At 68.5% G+C, this 16976-nt stretch carries 14 protein-coding genes; 9 read left to right on the top strand and 5 right to left on the bottom strand.

Features of this window, described 5'->3' with window-relative positions:
- Window positions 1–82: 82 nt before the first annotated feature.
- From AVL48_RS37730 to AVL48_RS37710, 5 genes are all read right to left on the bottom strand, one after another.
- Window positions 83–3085: a ribonucleoside-diphosphate reductase subunit alpha gene (locus AVL48_RS37730; protein ID WP_061980738.1), complete on the bottom strand. Its 3003-nt coding sequence runs from the start codon at window positions 3083–3085 to the stop codon at window positions 83–85.
- Between the two features lie 224 nt (window positions 3086–3309).
- On the bottom strand, window positions 3310–3918 hold the full coding sequence (locus tag AVL48_RS37725; protein ID WP_061981113.1) for an acetoacetate decarboxylase family protein: 609 nt from the start codon (window positions 3916–3918) through the stop codon (window positions 3310–3312).
- Window positions 3915–4754: an enoyl-CoA hydratase-related protein gene (locus AVL48_RS37720; RefSeq protein ID WP_061980739.1), complete on the bottom strand. Its 840-nt coding sequence runs from the start codon at window positions 4752–4754 to the stop codon at window positions 3915–3917. Before AVL48_RS37720 ends, AVL48_RS37725 begins: the two co-directional genes overlap by 4 nt.
- Window positions 4755–4796: 42 nt before the next feature.
- The gene (locus AVL48_RS37715; protein WP_061980740.1) at window positions 4797–5276 is read right to left on the bottom strand and encodes a tetratricopeptide repeat protein; all 480 of its coding nucleotides are present in this window, start codon (window positions 5274–5276) and stop codon (window positions 4797–4799) included.
- Window positions 5273–5524 carry a MerR family DNA-binding transcriptional regulator gene (locus AVL48_RS37710; protein WP_061980741.1) on the bottom strand — a complete coding sequence of 84 codons (252 nt, stop codon included), beginning with the start codon at window positions 5522–5524 and terminating at the stop codon, window positions 5273–5275. The genes AVL48_RS37715 and AVL48_RS37710 overlap by 4 nt, the downstream gene beginning before the upstream one ends.
- 280 nt (window positions 5525–5804) lie before the next feature.
- Here AVL48_RS37710 and AVL48_RS37705 point away from each other — a divergent pair, with 280 nt between their 5' ends.
- From AVL48_RS37705 to AVL48_RS37665, 9 genes are all read left to right on the top strand, one after another.
- Window positions 5805–7064, top strand: coding sequence for an FAD-dependent monooxygenase (locus tag AVL48_RS37705; protein ID WP_244162460.1), 1260 nt, complete (start codon window positions 5805–5807; stop codon window positions 7062–7064).
- Window positions 7048–7743, top strand: a complete 696-nt coding sequence (locus tag AVL48_RS37700; protein ID WP_061980742.1) for a TetR/AcrR family transcriptional regulator — start codon at window positions 7048–7050, stop codon at window positions 7741–7743. The genes AVL48_RS37705 and AVL48_RS37700 overlap by 17 nt, the downstream gene beginning before the upstream one ends.
- 105 nt (window positions 7744–7848) lie before the next feature.
- Window positions 7849–8643 (top strand): TIGR03084 family metal-binding protein, encoded by a 795-nt coding sequence (locus AVL48_RS37695; protein WP_061980743.1) that lies wholly within the window; start codon window positions 7849–7851, stop codon window positions 8641–8643.
- Window positions 8640–10331 carry an acyclic terpene utilization AtuA family protein gene (locus AVL48_RS37690; protein ID WP_061980744.1) on the top strand — a complete coding sequence of 564 codons (1692 nt, stop codon included), beginning with the start codon at window positions 8640–8642 and terminating at the stop codon, window positions 10329–10331. The genes AVL48_RS37695 and AVL48_RS37690 overlap by 4 nt, the downstream gene beginning before the upstream one ends.
- Entirely contained in the window at window positions 10328–11476 is a 1149-nt protein-coding gene (locus AVL48_RS37685; RefSeq protein ID WP_061980745.1) for an acyl-CoA dehydrogenase family protein, read from the top strand. Before AVL48_RS37690 ends, AVL48_RS37685 begins: the two co-directional genes overlap by 4 nt.
- Window positions 11473–13071 (top strand): acyl-CoA carboxylase subunit beta, encoded by a 1599-nt coding sequence (locus AVL48_RS37680; RefSeq protein WP_061980746.1) that lies wholly within the window; start codon window positions 11473–11475, stop codon window positions 13069–13071. Before AVL48_RS37685 ends, AVL48_RS37680 begins: the two co-directional genes overlap by 4 nt.
- 5 nt (window positions 13072–13076) lie before the next feature.
- The gene (locus AVL48_RS37675; RefSeq protein ID WP_061980747.1) at window positions 13077–15029 is read left to right on the top strand and encodes an acetyl/propionyl/methylcrotonyl-CoA carboxylase subunit alpha; all 1953 of its coding nucleotides are present in this window, start codon (window positions 13077–13079) and stop codon (window positions 15027–15029) included.
- On the top strand, window positions 15026–16195 hold the full coding sequence (locus AVL48_RS37670) for an acyl-CoA dehydrogenase family protein (protein ID WP_082857895.1): 1170 nt from the start codon (window positions 15026–15028) through the stop codon (window positions 16193–16195). Before AVL48_RS37675 ends, AVL48_RS37670 begins: the two co-directional genes overlap by 4 nt.
- Window positions 16196–16268: 73 nt before the next feature.
- A complete protein-coding gene (locus tag AVL48_RS37665; protein ID WP_061980748.1) occupies window positions 16269–16910 on the top strand; it encodes a TetR/AcrR family transcriptional regulator in 642 nt (213 codons plus the stop codon).
- Window positions 16911–16976: the final 66 nt, after the last annotated feature.

The raw sequence follows: 16976 nt of genomic DNA, 5'->3' as shown, positions 1-16976 counted from the left end.
GAAGCTCACTTCACGAGGTGGTCGGGTGGGTCGTGAGTGGCGATTCGGGTTAGAACACGAATCGCCACTCACGACCGGGCGGTCACTGGCAGGCTTCGCAGTCGGGGTCGTCGATCCGGCATGCGGCGCCTTCGGTGGCGACGAAGTCGACGTCCGAGACCTTCGGCATCTCCTTCGGCTCCGGCTTGGCGGCCGGTGCCGGAGCGGTCACCGGGACGGCCGGGACCGCGGCGGCGGGCGACGGCGAGACCGCGGCGGAAGCCGACGGGGCGGGCGGAGCCGCGGGCGCCGGAGCGACTGACTTGGGTGCCGAAGGTGTGGCCGGGGCCGGGGTGGCCGAGACCGCGTTCAGCTTGCCGTCGGTGCCGCGCAGGGTGCTCTTCTCCACGTGCGTCGCGGACCGCGCCCGCAGGTAGTACGTGGTCTTGAGGCCCTTGTGCCAGGCGTAGCGGTACAGCTCGTCGAGCTTGCGGCCGCTGGGGGCGGCGATGTACAGGTTCAGCGACTGCGCCTGGTCGATCCACTTCTGGCGCCGCGAACCCGCGTCCACCAGCCACTTCGACTCGATCTCGAACGCGGTGGCGTACAGCGCCTTGAGGTCGTCCGGCACGCGGTCGATCTGGCCGAGGCTGCCGTCGAAGTACTTCAGGTCCGACACCATGACCTCGTCCCACAGCCCGCGCTCCTTGAGCGAGCGGACCAGGTGCGGGTTCACCACGGTGAAGTCACCGGACATGTTCGACTTGACGAACAGGTTCTGGAACAGCGGCTCGATCGACTGCCCGACCCCGCAGATGTTGGAGATCGTCGCGGTCGGCGCGATCGCCATCACGTTGGAGTTGCGCATCCCGACGGTCTTGACCCGCTCACGCAGCGGCGCCCAGTCCAAAGTGGACGAGGTGTCGACGTCGAGCGCGTCGCCCTGCCGGGCGTCGATCAGGAGCTGCAGCGAGTCGATCGGCAGGATTCCCTTGCTCCACAAGGAACCCTCGAACGTCTGGTACTGGCCGCGCTCCTCGGCGAGGTCGGTCGACGCCGAGATCGCGTAGTAGCTGATGTGCTCCATGCTGGTGTCCGCGAACTGCACGGCCTCGTCCGACGACAGCGGGACACCGATCTCGAACAGCGCGTCCTGGAAGCCCATCAGGCCGAGCCCGATCGGGCGGTGGCGCAGGTTGGAGCGGCGCGCTTCCGGGATCGTGTAGAAGTTGATGTCGATCACGTTGTCGAGCATGCGCACCGCGGTGCGCACGGTCTTCTCGAGCCGCTTGGTGTCCAAGCCCTCGGGCGTGACGTGCTTGAGCAGGTTCACCGAGCCGAGGTTGCAGACCGCGACCTCGTCGGTGGTGGTGTTCAGCGTGATCTCGGTGCACAGGTTGGACGAGTGCACGACACCCACGTGCTGCTGCGGCGAACGCAGGTTGCACGGGTCCTTGAAGGTGATCCACGGGTGGCCGGTCTCGAACAGCATGGTCAGCATGCGGCGCCACAGGTCGACCGCGCGGACCTTGCGGAACACCTTCAGCTCGCCGCGTTCGGCGGCGGCCTCGTACTCGCGGTAGCGCTCGGCGAACGCGGTGCCGTAGAGGTCGTGCAGGTCCGGGGTCTCGTTCGGCGAGAACAGGGTCCACTGCGCGTCGGCCTCGACCCGGCGGAGGAACTCGTCCGGCACCCAGTTCGCGGTGTTCATGTCGTGCGTACGACGACGGTCGTCACCGGTGTTCTTGCGCAGGTCGAGGAATTCCTCGATGTCCACGTGCCAGGTTTCGAGGTACGCGCACGCCGCGCCCTTGCGCTTGCCGCCCTGGTTCACCGCGACGGCGGTGTCGTTGGCGATCTTGAGGAACGGCACGACACCCTGCGACTGGCCGTTGGTGCCCTTGATGTGCGCGCCGAGGCCGCGGACCGGGGTCCAGTCGTTGCCGAGACCGCCCGAGTACTTCGCCAGCAGCGCGTTGTTCTTGTACGCCTGGAAGATCGAGTCCAGGTCGTCGTCGACGGTGGTCAGGAAGCAGGACGACAGCTGCGGGCGGGTGGTGCCCGAGTTGAACAGCGTCGGGGTGGACGCCATGAAGTGGAACGACGACAGCAGCTCGTAGAACTCGATGGCGCGGTCTTCGCGGTTGTCCTCGCGGATCGCCAGCCCCATCGCGACGCGCATGAAGAACGCCTGCGGCAGTTCGAACCGGACGCCGTTGTGGTGCTGGAAGTACCGGTCGTACAGGGTCTGCAGGCCGAGGAAGCCGAAGTCGAGGTCACGTTCGGCGCGGATGGCCGAGGTGATCTTGTCCAGGTCGAAGGTCTGCAGCTCGGGGTTGACCAGCTCCAGTTCGATGGCGCGCTTGAGGTAGTCCCGGAAGTACTGCGGGTACCGCGCGGTCATCTCGTCCTGGCTGGCCTGCTGCGGAACGCCCGCGAGGTAGCTGAGCGCCTCGCCGCGGAGCTTGTCCGCCAGCAGCCGGGCACTGACGTAGGAGTAGTTCGGCTCCTGCTCGACGAGCACGCGCGCGGCCATGATCTGGGCGAGGGCGAGTTCGTCGGCGCTGATGCCGTCGTAGAGGTTGCGCTTGGCCTCGGCCAGCACCGGCTCGGCCGAGACGTCTTCGAGTCCGGCGACGGCCTCGCCGACCACGTGCGAGACACGGGCCCAGTCGAGCGGGCGGAGCGAGCCGTCGGCCGCCTTGACGCTGATGGCGACGTCGGAGGTGGCGGGCTTCTCGGCCTCGCGGGCCTTCGCGCGCTCATCGCGGTACAGGACGTAGGCGCGGGCGACCTTGTGGTGCTCGCCGCGCATCAGCGCGAGCTCGACGATGTCCTGGATCTGCTCGATGTGCAGCGCGGTCTCGGGACCGGCGTGGCGGAGCAGGGTGGCCTCGATCTGCTCGGTCAGTTCCTTGACCAGGTGGTGGATCCGCGACGATGCGGCCGCGTCACCGCCCTCGACGGCGAGAAAGGCCTTGGTCACGGCGACCGAGATCTTGTTCGCGTCGAAGGGGGACACGCTGCCGTCCCGCCGGATGACTCGCACGGTCGCGGGCGTCGTGTCCGAAGACGAGGGCGGCCGCTGACCGGTTTCCACTGACATATGCGTGTCTCCAAAAGGGCGCGTTGAAGCACCACAAGGCCTCACAAGGCCGTGCGCTGCAGGTTCACCAAGCTGTCCGACAACCGCTCCCGAGCGGTCTCCCCGTCGCTGGGCGATGTCGGTTCCCAGAGACTACATGTAGGGGTCGGAGGCTGCACGTGCCCCAATGGGTGGCGTGTCGCGGGCTCACCCTGGCGGGTTAGACGATCACGCTCAGCGGCTGGTCAGCCGCCGAAAACGAGTCTGAAATCGCGCAGGTGAGCACTCAGGACGGGCCGCTGACCGGCGAGGAAGGCGAGTGGTCCGGCCTCGTTGATCTTCCAGTCGGCGGCCGCGGGATGCGGCCGTGCCGCCGCTCGGACGGGGCTCCGGTTGAGCCGGCCGTCCAGCGTCTGGACGACATCGAAGGCGGCGGGCAGCTTCACCGGGAGGCTCGGGCGGGCGGTGAAGGCGGCCGTCGCGATCCAGTCCTCATGGGTGGCCGCAGAGGCGGTGAAGGTCCGTCCGTGGGTGAAGTCGAGCGCGGCGAGGTCCTTCGGGATGCCCCACAGCGCGCGCCCGCCGGCGAGGGAGACCTCGCTGTCGACCCAGATGTCGGTGATGGAGCTGGAGAGACGTTTGCCGCGGACGGCGACCGTCGCCAGCAGTTCGTGGTATCGGAGCCGTCCGGGCTCCTGGTAGTCGACCCAGGCGGCGAAGACCTGGGCGCGACCGCCGACCACGACGGGCTCGGCGCCTTCGGGCAGGTCGGGAAGTTCGCTCACCGGGACACGCCAGACCGACAGATACGCCTGGCCTGCCAGGTTCCACGGTTCCGGGGGATAGGCGGTCATGCGTTCCGCCACGGCAGGTGGTCGGGCAGGTCGGTATCGACGCGCATGGAGAACTCCGGTGGTCGTTTCTGCAGGAAGGACAGGACCCCCTCGACGGCGTCCGGGCTGGTGCCCAGCCCGCCGATCAGCCGGGAGTCCAGTTCGTGCACGGGGAACGGCGACGCGGCGCTCGCCATCCGGTACAGCAGCTGCCGGGTCACCGCGACGGAGACCGGCGCCGTCGTCGCGACGATCTCACTGGCCAGCTCGCGGGCCTTGTCGAGCACTTCGCCGGGCTCGTGCACACGGTGGACCAGTCCGGCGGCTTTCGCCTCCTCGGCGCCGAAGACGCGGCCGCTGATCATCCAGTCGAGTGCGGTGCCCATCCCGACCAGCCGGGGGAGGAACCACGCGGACGCGCCTTCGGGGTAGATGCCGCGGCGGACGAACACGAAGCCGAAGCGGGAATCCGTGGACGCCAGCCGGTAATCGCACGACAGCGTGATCGTGAGGCCGCCGCCGACACTGGCGCCCCGCAATGCCGCGATGACCGGTTTGTTCATCGTGAAGATCCGCTTCGAGCAGCGCCCCGCCGGTTCCTGCCAGGCCGCGTCCGGGCCGGTCTCCGGGTCGAAGTCAAAACCGCCCTGCGACAGGTCGGCGCCCACCGAAAAATCCTTGCCGTTGCCGGTCAGGATCACCGCACGGACGTCCTCGTCGCGGTCGGCCCGGTCCATCGCGTCGCCGAGTTCGTCGGCCATGCGGATGGTGTACCCGTTGCGGGCCTCCGGCCGGTCGAGCGTGACCGTCGCGACGCGATCGGCGACCTCGTAGGTGATTTCGGCATACGCGCTCATGACGTGAAAGTAGGACTATGTTGACAAGGTGTCAATAAGGCTTCATTCGACGTCGTCCAGGTGATCGGCGTAGTACTCGACCGCCCGCCGGTATCGCTGCACCCCGGCGTCGGCGCTGGTCGCCGCCAGGACCTTCAACAGGGTTCCGGCCGCCTCGCGCGCCTCGCCGACGTTGTAGAGCGCCATCGCGAGAAACGTCTTCAGTGCCGCGTCGTCCGGGAACTCGTCGAGGCCGCGACGCAGGGTTTCGAGCGCTTCGTCGTAGCGGCCGAGCACGCGATACGTGCTGCCGAGCCCGACGAACACGCCATGCCTGTCCTTTGTGGACAGACCTTCGCCGGTGAGCGCCCGCTCGTAGAACGGTGCCGCTTCGGCTTCCAGTCCGGCTGAGTCGTGCGCCCACGCGGTTTGGTAGGCGACCACGGCGTTCCCCGGGTTCCGCTCGGTCAGTTCGATCAGCCGCAGGCGGGCCTCGTCGGTGCCTTGCTCCCGCAGCCGGACCGCTTCCTGTGCCTCGTTCACGCGGCGGCGCCGTCGAAGGGCGGGTGGCTTTCGCCGCCGACCCGCTCGGCCACGACGATGTACTCGGCCAGCGCGTCCCGCGAACGTGCCAGCTTGGCCAGCTGCTCGTCCACCCGGAGCAAAGCCGTCTCGTCGTACTCGCGGTAGCCGTTCGCGCCTCGGCTCGCCTTCAGGAGGCCTTGGGCTTCGTAGTAACACAACTGGTGGGCGTTGACGCCCACCGGGTGACTCAGTTCACCGATCTTCATCGCTTTCCCCGCTTGACCTTCATGCCGGTATCAACGTCGACGATCGTGCCATGACGGACAACGCGAACATGCCGGTATCGATCATCGGCCTCGGTCTCATGGGCACCGCGCTCGCCCACGTCCCCGGAGGTGAGGCGGACGCCTCCCGCGTTTGTCTGAGTACATAAAGGCCCCCTTCCTTGCGCCTATGTACAGGAAGGGGTCCTTCACGTACTTCTCCAAACTGTGACGTGAATCGCAAACTGACCGAATGAACATTTTGGTCAGTATGTTCGATGGCATGGGAGAGAACGAATCCGGGCGGGTACTCGTCGTCGGCATGGGGGTCAGCGGCATCGCCACCGCGGCACGGTTGCGCCGGGCGGGATGGCGGCCGGTGCTCATCGAGAAAGCGCCGCGAAGACGTTCGGGCGGGTACTTCGTCGCACTGTTCGGTGCCGGCCAGGCGGCCGCGAAGAGGCTGGGCATGGTCGACGCCATCCACGACCGCGCCTCGATGACGCGCGGTCTCGACCTCGACCGCGCCGGGTCGAGCCGTCCTGGGATGTCCTATGCCGACATGCCCGGCAAACCGTGGCTGATGCTGCGAAGCGACGTCGAGAAGGCCGCGTTCTCCGTTCTCCCCGACGACGTGGAGATCCGGTACTCGACCGTGCCCACCGCCATCGAGCAGGACGCCGACGGTGTCGACGTCACCTTGCTCGACACCGCCTCGGACACGACGACCACCGAGCGTTTCGACCTCGTCGTCGGTGCGGACGGGTTGCGGTCCACGGTGCGGTCACTGGTGTTCGGTCCGCACGAGAAGTACTTGCGGCGGATGAACTACATGGTCGCCGCGTTCCAGTACACCGGCACGCCGGCCGGTCTCGCTCCCGGGCAGGGCGCCACCTTGCTCGAACCGGACCGCTCGCTGTGGGTCTTCGCATTCTCCGACCACGACCCGACGGTCATGCTCACCTACCGCACTGACGACGTCGACGCCGAATTCACCCGGTCTCCCGCGGAACGCGTGCGGGCCGCTTTCGGACCGAAGCCGCTGGGGAACGTGCTCGGTGACGTCATCGACGCGCTCGAGTCCGCCGACGACGTTCTGTTCGACTCCGTCGAGCAAGTGCGCCTGGACAGTTGGCACCGAGGACGCGTCGTCCTGATGGGTGACGCCGCCTGGTGCGTCACGCTCTACGCCGGAATGGGTGTTTCGTCCGGGCTCACCGGAGCCGATCTGCTCGGCGGCATGCTGGAGCGGCATCCCGGCGACGTCGGTGCCGCCCTCTCCGCCTGGGAACGCGCACTCCGGCCCTATGTCGGCCACTACCAGGACGGCGCGTTCGCCGACCGCAGGATCTTCGTCGCGGACAACCGGGCGCAGCTCCTCCTCCGGCGGACGATGCCCCTGCTGAGCCGGTTCAAAGCGGGCAAACGCCTGGCCGACAGGATCATGCGGCTCGAGGAGATCGCGGTGTACAAGAATGCGGATATCGTCGGCGCGCTACTGACCGGCCCACCGGAGAGGACCATCGTTGGCGGAACTGCCTGAACACGGCTCGCCCAAAGCGGCACGCATCCTGGCGGCGGCGGGCGAACTACTGCTGGGCCGGGGCAGCAAGGGCGTCACCATCGCCGAGGTCGCCACCAAGGCCCACGTCGGCAAGGGCACCGTCTACCTCTACTGGAAGACCAAGGAAGATCTGCTGCTCGGCTTGATCAGCCGCGATTTCGTCGCGCTCGCCGACGAGGTCATCGCGGCGGTCACCGCCGACCCCGAGCTGGCCAGGCCCTCGCGGCTCGGCCCGAACATGCTGGAGGTCGCGGTCCGGCATCCGTTCGTCAACGCGCTGCAGACCGGCGACGACGCCCTGCTCGGTGTCCTCGCCGAGGACCCGCGGTCGGCGACCCTGCTCGAAACGCTGGGGGCGGGCGCGTTCCTGCACCACATCCTGCCGATCTGGCGGCGCCACGACCTCGCCAGGGACGACTGGGCACTCGCCGATCAGGCGTTCGCCCTGCAGGCCCTGTTGACGGGCTTCTTGACGACGGCCGCCTCGATCGAGCACAGACTGCCGGTCGAGGACCCAGCCCGGGTGTTCGCCGCGTCCATCACCGCCCTTCTCGGCCCGGAGCGCGCCACGCCGGAGCAAGTGAAGATGGCGGCCGAGGAAGGGATCCGTTCGCTGGCGGGCGGCCGGTCCGTCGCGCTGGACATCATCTCCGGCTGACCTCGTGTCGCCGCTACGCCGGCGACGAGCGACCAAAAAACAATCAGGCGTGCTTGATTTTTCCGTCGAGTGGTGCGAGCCTTGGCTGGACGCGAGGAGGCGGGCATGGCTGACCTTGGCGTGATCCTTGGGGATCTCGCGGCGGAATCGCAGGCCATCGACGACGTGGTGGCGGAACTGCCCGCGTCGGACTGGGCGCGGCAGACCCCGGCCGAAGGCTGGACGATCGCCCATCAGATCGCTCATCTGGCCTGGACGGACAAGAAGGCGCTCATCGCGGCGCGCGGCTCCGAGGCCGACTGGCAGGCCGAGATCGAAGGGCTGCTCGCGACGGGGGAGACCTACGTCGACAAGGGCGCCGAAGAAGGGGCGAAGAAACCTCCCCGCGAGCTGCTGGCCGAATGGCGGGCGGGTCGCGCGGAGCTCGCCGAGGCACTCGCCGCCGTCCCCGACGGACAGAAGATCCCTTGGTACGGCCCGCCGATGAGCGCGGCGTCCATGGTGACGGCGCGCCTCATGGAAACGTGGGCCCACGGCCAGGACATCTACGACGCGCTCGGCGTCCAACACGAGAACACGGACAGACTCTGGCATATCGCCCGCTTCGGTACGCGGACCCGCGATTTCGCCTACAAACTCAACTCGCTCGCTCCGCCGTCCGAGGAGTTCCGGGTCGAGCTGACCGCGCCCGACGGCGCCACCTGGGCCTTCGGGCCGGAGGACGCCGAGCAGCGACTCACCGGCAGCGCCGTCGACTTCTGTCTCGTGGTGACCCAGCGGCGTCATCCCGCCGACACCGATCTGGGCGCCACCGGCAAGGACGTCGAGGAATGGCTCGGGCTGGCGCAGGCCTTCGCCGGGCCTCCCGGTGCGGGCAGGCGGCCGGGGCAGTTCGCATGACCCCGATCAGGATCGGCAACGCGTCCGGGTTCTACGGCGACCGGTTCTCCGCCGTCCGCGAGATGCTCACCGGTGGCCCGCTCGACGTGCTGACCGGCGACTACCTCGCCGAGCTGACCATGCTCATCCTCGGCCGGGACCGGATGAAGGACCCGAACCGCGGTTACGCCAAGACGTTCCTCCGTCAGATGGAGGAGAATCTGGCGCTGGCCAAGGAAAAGGACGTCAAGGTCGTCGCGAACGCCGGTGGGCTCAACCCCGCCGGACTCGCGGACGCACTGCGCGAACTGGCCGCGAAACTCGGTGTCGACGTCGCTGTCGCGCACGTCGAGGGCGACGATCTGCTCCAGCGCGCCGAAGAACTCGGCTTCGGCAAGACGTTGACCGCCAACGCCTATCTCGGCGCGTGGGGGATCGCGGAATGCCTGACCGCGGGTGCCGACATCGTGGTGACCGGGCGCGTCACCGACGCGTCGGTGATCGTCGGCCCGGCCGCCGCGCACTTCGGCTGGGCACGTGACGACTACGACTCGCTCGCCGGCGCGGTGGTGGCCGGGCACGTGATCGAATGCGGCGCGCAGGCCACCGGCGGCAATTACGCGTTCTTCACCGAACACGAGATCGGCGTCCCGGGATTCCCGATCGCCGAGATCTCCGCGGACGGTTCCAGCGTGATCACCAAACACCCCGGCACCGGTGGTGTCGTCAACGCCGGAACCGTTACGGCGCAACTGCTCTACGAGATCACCGGCGCCCGCTACGCCGGTCCGGACGTCACGGCACGGTTCGATACGCTGACCCTGACCGAGGACGGCCCGGATCGCGTCCGGATCAGCGGTGTCACCGGTGAACCACCGCCACCGACGCTCAAGGTCTGCCTGAACGGGCTCGGCGGCTTCCGCAACGAGACGACGTTCGTCCTCACCGGACTGGACATCGAAGCGAAAGCCACGCTGGTCAAGGAACAACTCGAAGGCGCGCTCAAGGCGCGGCCGCCGTCGGAGATCCGCTGGACACTGGCCCGCACCGACCACGCGGACGCCGAAACCGAACAGCAGGCGAGCGCTCTCCTGCACGTCGCGGTGAAGGACGCCGACCCGGAGGTCGCCGGGCGGGCGTTCAGCGGCGCGGCGATCGAACTCGCGCTGGCCAGCTATCCCGGCTTCCATGTCACCGCGCCACCGGCGGCGGCCTCGCCCTACGGTGTCTACCGGGCCGCTTTCGTCGACGCGCGAAAGGTTCCGCACGTCGCCGTCCTGCCGGACGGTTCGCGCCGCGACATCGCGCAAGCCACCGAGACGCAGGTTTTGTCCGATGTGGACGAATACGGTCTGCCCGCTCCTTACCCCCAGGCGCGGGTCCGCCGGGCGCCGCTCGGCAAGGTGATCGGCGCCCGCAGCGGGGACAAGGGCGGCAGCGCGAACGTCGGCGTCTGGGCGCGGTCCGACGAGGCGTGGCGCTGGCTCGCGCACCGGCTCACCGTCACCGAATTCAAGCTGCTGCTCCCGGAGACCGCGGAGCTGGAGGTCCGGCGTCATCTTCTGCCGAATCTGCGGGCGCTCAACTTCGTCGTCGAAGGCATTCTCGGTGAGGGGGTCGCGTCGCAGGCGCGGTTCGACCCGCAGGCGAAGGCCCTCGGGGAATGGCTGCGCTCGCGCGAGATCGACATCCCGGAGGCTCTCCTGTGACCGACCCCTTCACCACGCCGGAACGCGTCGAACTGCGCGAGACGGTCCGGCGCTTCGCCGAAACCGAGATCCTGCCGTACCTCGACGACTGGGAGCGCGAGGGCGAACTGCCCCGCGATCTGCACCGCAAGGCCGGCGAGCTCGGCTTGCTCGGCGTCGGCTTCCCCGAGGAGGTCGGTGGCGGGGGCGGCGACTATCTCGACGCGGTGGTCATCGCCGAGGAACTGCACTACGCGGGTGGTTCCGGCGGATTGTTCGCCTCGTTGTTCACCTGCGGCATCGCCGTCCCGCACATCGCTGCGGCCGGCGATCCGGTACAGATCGAACGATGGGTCCGGCCGACGCTGGAAGGCGCCAAGATCGGCTCGCTCGCGGTCACCGAACCCGACGGCGGCTCCGACGTCGCCGGAATCCGCACGACGGCCGTGCGTGAAGGTGACGAGTACGTCATCAACGGCGCCAAGACCTTCATCACCTCGGGCTGCCGCGCGGACTTCGTGACCACCGTGGTGCGCACCGGCGAATCCGGCGCACACGGGATCTCGCTCATCGTCGTCGAACGCGGTACCCCCGGTTTCACCGTGTCCCGCAAGCTGGAGAAGATGGGCTGGCTCTGCTCGGACACCGCGGAGTTGTCCTATGTGGACGTACGCGTGCCCGCCGAAAACCTGATCGGTGCCGAGAACAGCGGGTTCGCCCAGGTGGCGACACAGTTCGTCACCGAGCGGGTTTCGCTCGCCGTGCAGGGATACGCGCACGCGCAACGCGCGCTGGACCTGACGCTGGACTGGTGCCGCCTGCGCGAGACGTTCGGCCGTCCGCTGATCTCCCGTCAGCTGGTGCAGCACAAGCTCACCGAGATGGCCCGCAAGATCGATGTCGCCCGGACGTACACCCGGCAGGTCGCCCAGCGCCACGTGGCGGGCGAAGAGGTCATCGCCGAAGCCTGTTTCGCGAAGAACACCGCCGTCGAGACCGCCGAATGGGTGGTCAACGAGGCCGTGCAGCTGCACGGCGGCCTCGGCTACATGCGCGAGGCCGAAGTCGAGCGTCACTACCGTGACGTGCGCATCCTCGGCATCGGCGGTGGCACGAACGAGATCCTCACCGGCTTGGCCGCGAAGCGATTGGGATACACCGCATGAGCACCTTGAGGTCCACTGTGGACACGCGGAGCGAGGAATTCGCCGCCAACCGCGAGTCCATGCTCGGCAAACTCGCCGAGATCGACACCGAGCACGCCAAGGCCATCGCGGGTGGCGGCGAGAAGTACGTCACCCGGCACCGCAAACGCGGCAAGCTGCTCGCCCGCGAGCGGATCGAGCTCCTCCTCGACGAGGACTCGCCCTTCCTGGAACTTTCGCCGCTGGCCGCCTGGGGTTCGGACTACCAGGTCGGTGCCAGCGTGATCACCGGGATCGGCGTGGTCGAAGGCGTCGAGTGCATGATCTCGGCGAGCGACCCCACGGTCAAAGGCGGGGCGAGCAACCCGTGGACGGCGAAGAAGAGCTACCGCGCCGCGGACATCGCCGCGCAGAACCGCCTGCCGGTGATCAACCTCGTCGAGTCCGGCGGCGCGGATCTGCCGACGCAGAAGGAGATCTTCATCCCCGGCGGCCGGATCTTCCGCGACATCACGCGGTCTTCGGCGGCGAAGGTGCCCACGATCGCGCTGGTGTTCGGCAACTCCACCGCCGGTGGCGCGTACCTGCCCGGCATGTCGGACTACGTCGTGATGGTCAAGGAACGTGCCAAGGTGTTCCTCGGCGGGCCGCCGCTGGTCAAGATGGCCACCGGTGAAGAGTCCGACGACGAATCACTCGGCGGTGCCGAGATGCACGCCCGGACCTCCGGACTCGCCGACTACCTCGCGGCGGACGAAGAGGACGCCATCCGGCTCGGCCGCGGTATCGTCAAGCGGCTGAACTGGAGCAAGCAGGGGCCGACGCCGAAACCGGACTACGCGGAGCCGTTGTACTCCGCCGAGGACCTGCTCGGCATCGTGCCCGCCGACCTCAAGGTGCCGTTCGACCCGCGCGAGGTGATCGCCCGGGTCGCCGACGGTTCGGACTTCGACGAGTTCAAACCCTTGTACGGCAGCAGTCTCGCCACCGGCTGGGCGAGTATTCACGGTTACCCGGTCGGCATCCTCGCCAACGCACAGGGCGTGCTCTTCGGTGAGGAGTCGCAGAAGGCGGCGCAGTTCATCCAGCTGGCCAACCAGATCGACACCCCGCTGGTCTTCCTGCACAACACCACCGGCTACATGGTCGGCAAGGAGTACGAGCAGAGCGGCATCATCAAACACGGCGCGATGATGATCAACGCCGTGTCGAATTCCAAGGTGCCGCATCTGTCGGTGCTCATGGGTGCCTCGTACGGTGCCGGGCACTACGGCATGTGCGGCCGCGCCTACGACCCGAGGTTCCTGTTCGCCTGGCCCAGTGCGAAATCCGCGGTCATGGGGCCGCAGCAGCTCGCGGGCGTACTGTCCATTGTGGCCCGCGCCGCCGCGGTCTCGCGTGGCCAGGACTACAACGAGGAACACGACGCCGCCATGCGCGCCATGGTGGAAGGGCAGATCGAGGCGGAGTCGATGCCGATGTTCCTCTCCGGGATGCTCTACGACGACGGGATCATCGATCCCCGCGACACTCGCACGGTGCTCGGGCTCAGCCTGTCCGTGATCCACAATGGACCAGTGAAGGGCGCCGAGGGCTTCGGCGTCTTCAGGATGTGAGCGGGATGATCGAGAAACTTCTGGTCGCCAACCGCGGGGAGATCGCCCGCCGCGTGTTCCGCACCTGCCGTGACGCCGGGATCGGCACGGTCGCGGTGTTCTCCGACGCGGACGCCGAAGCCCCGCACGCCGCCGAGGCCGACGTCGCCGTCCGGCTGCCGGGCAACGCACCGTCCGACACCTACCTCCGCGCCGCACTGCTGATCAAGGCGGCCGTCGAGACCGGCGCCGACGCGATCCACCCCGGATACGGGTTCCTGTCCGAGAACGCCGGGTTCGCCCGCGCCGTGATCGACGCCGGGCTGACCTGGGTCGGGCCGCCGCCGGAAGCCATCGAGAGCATGGGCTCCAAGGTCGAGTCCAAGCGGATGATGGCCGGCGCCGGGGTGCCGATCCTGTCCGAATTGGACCCGGCCGAAGTCACCGAAGCCGACCTTCCCTTGCTGGTCAAGGCATCCGCCGGAGGTGGCGGGCGCGGGATGCGCGTCGTGCGCTCCCTCGGCGAACTCGCCGAGGCCGTCGAAGGCGCGAGCGCGGAGGCCGCGTCGGCCTTCGGCGACCCGACCGTGTTCTGCGAGCGGTACCTGGAGACCGGGCGGCATATCGAGGTCCAGGTACTCGCCGACACCCATGGCACGGTGTGGGCGGTGGGGGAGCGGGAATGCTCGATCCAGCGCCGCCACCAGAAGGTCGTCGAAGAAGCGCCGTCCCCGTTCGTCGACGAAGCCATGCGGGCGGCGTTGTTCGACGCGGCGCGCAAGGCCGCGCAGGCGATCGACTACGTCGGCGCCGGAACGGTCGAGTTCCTGGCCGGACCGGACGGGCGGTTCTACTTCCTGGAGATGAACACCCGCCTGCAGGTGGAGCATCCGGTCACCGAAGCCACCACCGGTCTCGACCTCGTCGCGCTGCAACTGCGGATCGCCGAGGGCGAGCACCTCCCGATCGCCGAGCCGCAGGCGCGGGGGCACGCGATCGAGGTCCGGCTCTACGCCGAGGACCCCTCGGCAGGCTGGCAGCCGCAGAGCGGCACCCTGCACCGGTTCGAGGTTCCCGCCGCGCGACGGGAGTTCGAGGTCGGCCCCGGGGTGCGGCTCGACTCCGGTTTCGTCAGCGGCCAGACCGTAGGTGTGCACTACGATCCGATGCTCGCCAAGGTGATCGCCTTCGCCCCGGACCGCCCGAGCGCGGCGCGGGCGCTGGCCAGCGCCCTGGCGGGCGCCGAGATCCACGGCGTGGTCACCAACCGCGACCTGCTGGTGAACGTACTCCGGCACGAGGCCTTCCTGGCGGGCGAGACCGACACGGCCTTCTTCGACCGGCACGGCCTGGAAACCCTGGCACGTCCACTGGCCACAGCGGACACCGTACGGATTTCCGCACTGGCCGCCGCCTTGGCGGGCGCCGCCGCGAACCGCGAGGGCGCCCAGGTGCAGCGACGACTGCCGAGTGGCTGGCGCAACGTCCGTTCCCAAGGGCAGCGCAAACGTTTTCGCCAAGGCGACGACGAGATCGAGGTGGTCTACACCCTCGGCCGTGACGGCCTGCGCGCCGACGGGTTCGAAGGCGTCGAACTGGTTTCCGCCGAGAGCGACGGCGTGGTACTGGAAGTCTCCGGGGTGCGGCGGAAGTTCGCCGTCGCCCGGTACGGCGACACGGTGTACGTCGATTCGCCGGAAGGCGCCGTCGAACTGAGCGTGGTGCCGAGGTACACCGATCCGGACGCGGCGCTCGCCGCCGGTTCGCTCGTGGCGCCGATGCCGGGCACGGTCGTCCGGCTCGCGGTCGAGATCGGAGACCCGGTCAAGACCGGTGATCCGTTGCTGTGGCTGGAAGCGATGAAGATGGAACACCGGATCGCGGCGCCGGCCGACGGCGTCGTGACCGAACTCCCGGTGGTCGTCGGACAGCAGGTCGAAGTGGGCACGATCCTCGCGGTGGTAGGAGAGAACGAATGAACGCGATGAACTTCACCGAGCCCGAGGAGCGCGTCGCGCTGCGGGCGGCGGTCGCCGAACTCGGCAAGAAGTACGGGCACGAGTACTACGCCAAACAAGCCCGCGCCGGGCTCAAGACCGAAGAACTCTGGTCCGAGGCCGGACGGCTGGGCTACCTCGGCGTGAACCTGCCCGAGGAGTACGGCGGCGGAGGAGCGGGTATCGCGGATCTCGCCGCGGTACTCGAAGAACTCGCCGCGGCGGGTAGCCCGCTGCTGCTGATGGTCGTCTCGCCGGCGATCTGCGGCACGGTCATCTCCCGCTTCGGCACCGACGAGCAGAAGAAGCGCTGGCTGCCCGGTATCGCGGACGGCACCCGGCGGATGGTCTTCGCGATCACCGAACCCGACGCCGGGTCGAACTCGCACAAGATCACCACCACCGCGAAACGCGACGGTGACGGCTGGGTCCTCAGTGGACGGAAGGTCTACATCTCCGGCGTCGACGAGGCGGACGCCGTCCTGGTCGTCGGCCGCACCGAGGACGCGAAGACCGGCAAGCTCAAGCCCGCGCTGTTCACCGTCCCGACCGACGCGCCCGGCTTCGAGTACCAGCAGATCGAGATGGACATCATCTCGCCGGAGAAGCAGTTCGGCCTGTTCCTCGACGACGTCCACCTGCCCGCCGAGGCGCTGGTCGGCGAGGAGGACGCGGCGATCGCGCAGCTGTTCGCCGGGCTCAACCCGGAACGCATCATGGGCGCCTCGTTCTCACTCGGCATCGCCCGCTACGCGCTGGGCAAGGCCGTCGCCTACGCCAACGAGCGCAAGGTGTGGGGCGGCGTCCCGATCGGCTCCCACCAGGGGCTGGCGCATCCGCTGGCCGAGATCAAGATCGAATTGGAACTGGCCAAGCTGATGACGCAGAAGGCGGCGTCGCTCTACGACTCCGGCGACGACTTCGGCGCGGGCGAGTCGGCGAACATGGCGAAGTACGCCGCCGCCGAGGTCGCCATCCGCGCGGTCGACCAGGCCGTGCAGACCCACGGCGGCAACGGCCTCGCCAGCGAATACGGGCTGGGCACGCTGGTCACCGCCGTCCGGCTGGGCCGGATCGCGCCGGTGAGCCGCGAGATGGTGCTCAACTTCGTCGGCCAGCACAGCCTCGGCCTGCCTCGGTCGTACTGACTCGTGAGTGGTAGTGGCGGGTCCGACCGTCACTACCACTCACGAGCCCACACGGAAGGCGAGAATCACGGCCATGATCCGCGAACCGCAGCAGGAGCGCAGCCGCACGACCCGGCGGCGGCTGGTCGAGGCCGCCGTCGAGACCATCGGTGAGCTGGGCTGGAACGGGACCACCGTCGCGGTGATCGCCGAACGCGCCGGGGTCTCACGCGGTGCCGCGCAGCATCACTTCCCGGCGAGGGAGGACCTGGTCGCGGCGGCGGTCGAACATGTGGGCGAGATCCAGATCGTGGAACTGCGCTCCCGGGCGGCCGAGCTGCCGTCCGGACGGTCGCGGATCGAACGGGCCGTCGACATGGTGCTCAATCTCTACAGCGGGCCGATGTTCCGCGCCGCGCTCCACCTCTGGGTCGCGGCGTCGACCGACGAGGCGTTGCGCGCGACCCTGGTGCCGCTGGAGGCGCGCGTCGGCCGGGAGGCGCACCGGGTGACCGTCGAACTCCTCGGCGTCGACGAGTCCCACCAGGGCGTCCGTGAGCTGGTCCAGGCCACTCTCGATCTCGCCCGCGGCCTGGGCCTGGCGAATCTGCTGACCGACGACACGAAGCGCCGCAAGCAGATCGTCGCCCAGTGGGCGCGGGTACTGGAACCGACCCTGGCACCCGCGAAGAGCACGAAAAGCTCACGGAACCAAGAAGTCACCGACAACGTCTGAGAACTTGTTAACACTGATGGAGCAGCGGCCGATAACACGGTGTAAGTGCTGCTGATTCAGGTGGCT

The organism is Amycolatopsis regifaucium (genome assembly GCF_001613935.1).
GTDB lineage: Bacteria > Actinomycetota > Actinomycetes > Mycobacteriales > Pseudonocardiaceae > Amycolatopsis > Amycolatopsis regifaucium.
Note: the sequence above shows the minus strand (reverse complement) of the source record. Positions and strands in the feature narration are given on the sequence as shown.

Bases quoted from the DNA above. Each gene is read 5' to 3' on its own strand.
- AVL48_RS37730 (WP_061980738.1), bottom strand. From the start codon at position 3,085: ATGTCAGTGGAAACCGGTCAGCGGCCGCCCTCGTCTTCGGACACGACG.
- AVL48_RS37725 (WP_061981113.1), bottom strand. From the start codon at position 3,918: ATGACCGCCTATCCCCCGGAACCGTGGAACCTGGCAGGCCAGGCGTAT.
- AVL48_RS37720 (WP_061980739.1), bottom strand. From the start codon at position 4,754: ATGAGCGCGTATGCCGAAATCACCTACGAGGTCGCCGATCGCGTCGCG.
- AVL48_RS37710 (WP_061980741.1), bottom strand. From the start codon at position 5,524: ATGAAGATCGGTGAACTGAGTCACCCGGTGGGCGTCAACGCCCACCAG.
- AVL48_RS37705 (WP_244162460.1), top strand. From the start codon at position 5,805: ATGGGAGAGAACGAATCCGGGCGGGTACTCGTCGTCGGCATGGGGGTC.
- AVL48_RS37695 (WP_061980743.1), top strand. From the start codon at position 7,849: ATGGCTGACCTTGGCGTGATCCTTGGGGATCTCGCGGCGGAATCGCAG.
- AVL48_RS37690 (WP_061980744.1), top strand. From the start codon at position 8,640: ATGACCCCGATCAGGATCGGCAACGCGTCCGGGTTCTACGGCGACCGG.
- AVL48_RS37680 (WP_061980746.1), top strand. From the start codon at position 11,473: ATGAGCACCTTGAGGTCCACTGTGGACACGCGGAGCGAGGAATTCGCC.
- AVL48_RS37675 (WP_061980747.1), top strand. From the start codon at position 13,077: ATGATCGAGAAACTTCTGGTCGCCAACCGCGGGGAGATCGCCCGCCGC.
- AVL48_RS37670 (WP_082857895.1), top strand. From the start codon at position 15,026: ATGAACGCGATGAACTTCACCGAGCCCGAGGAGCGCGTCGCGCTGCGG.
- AVL48_RS37665 (WP_061980748.1), top strand. From the start codon at position 16,269: ATGATCCGCGAACCGCAGCAGGAGCGCAGCCGCACGACCCGGCGGCGG.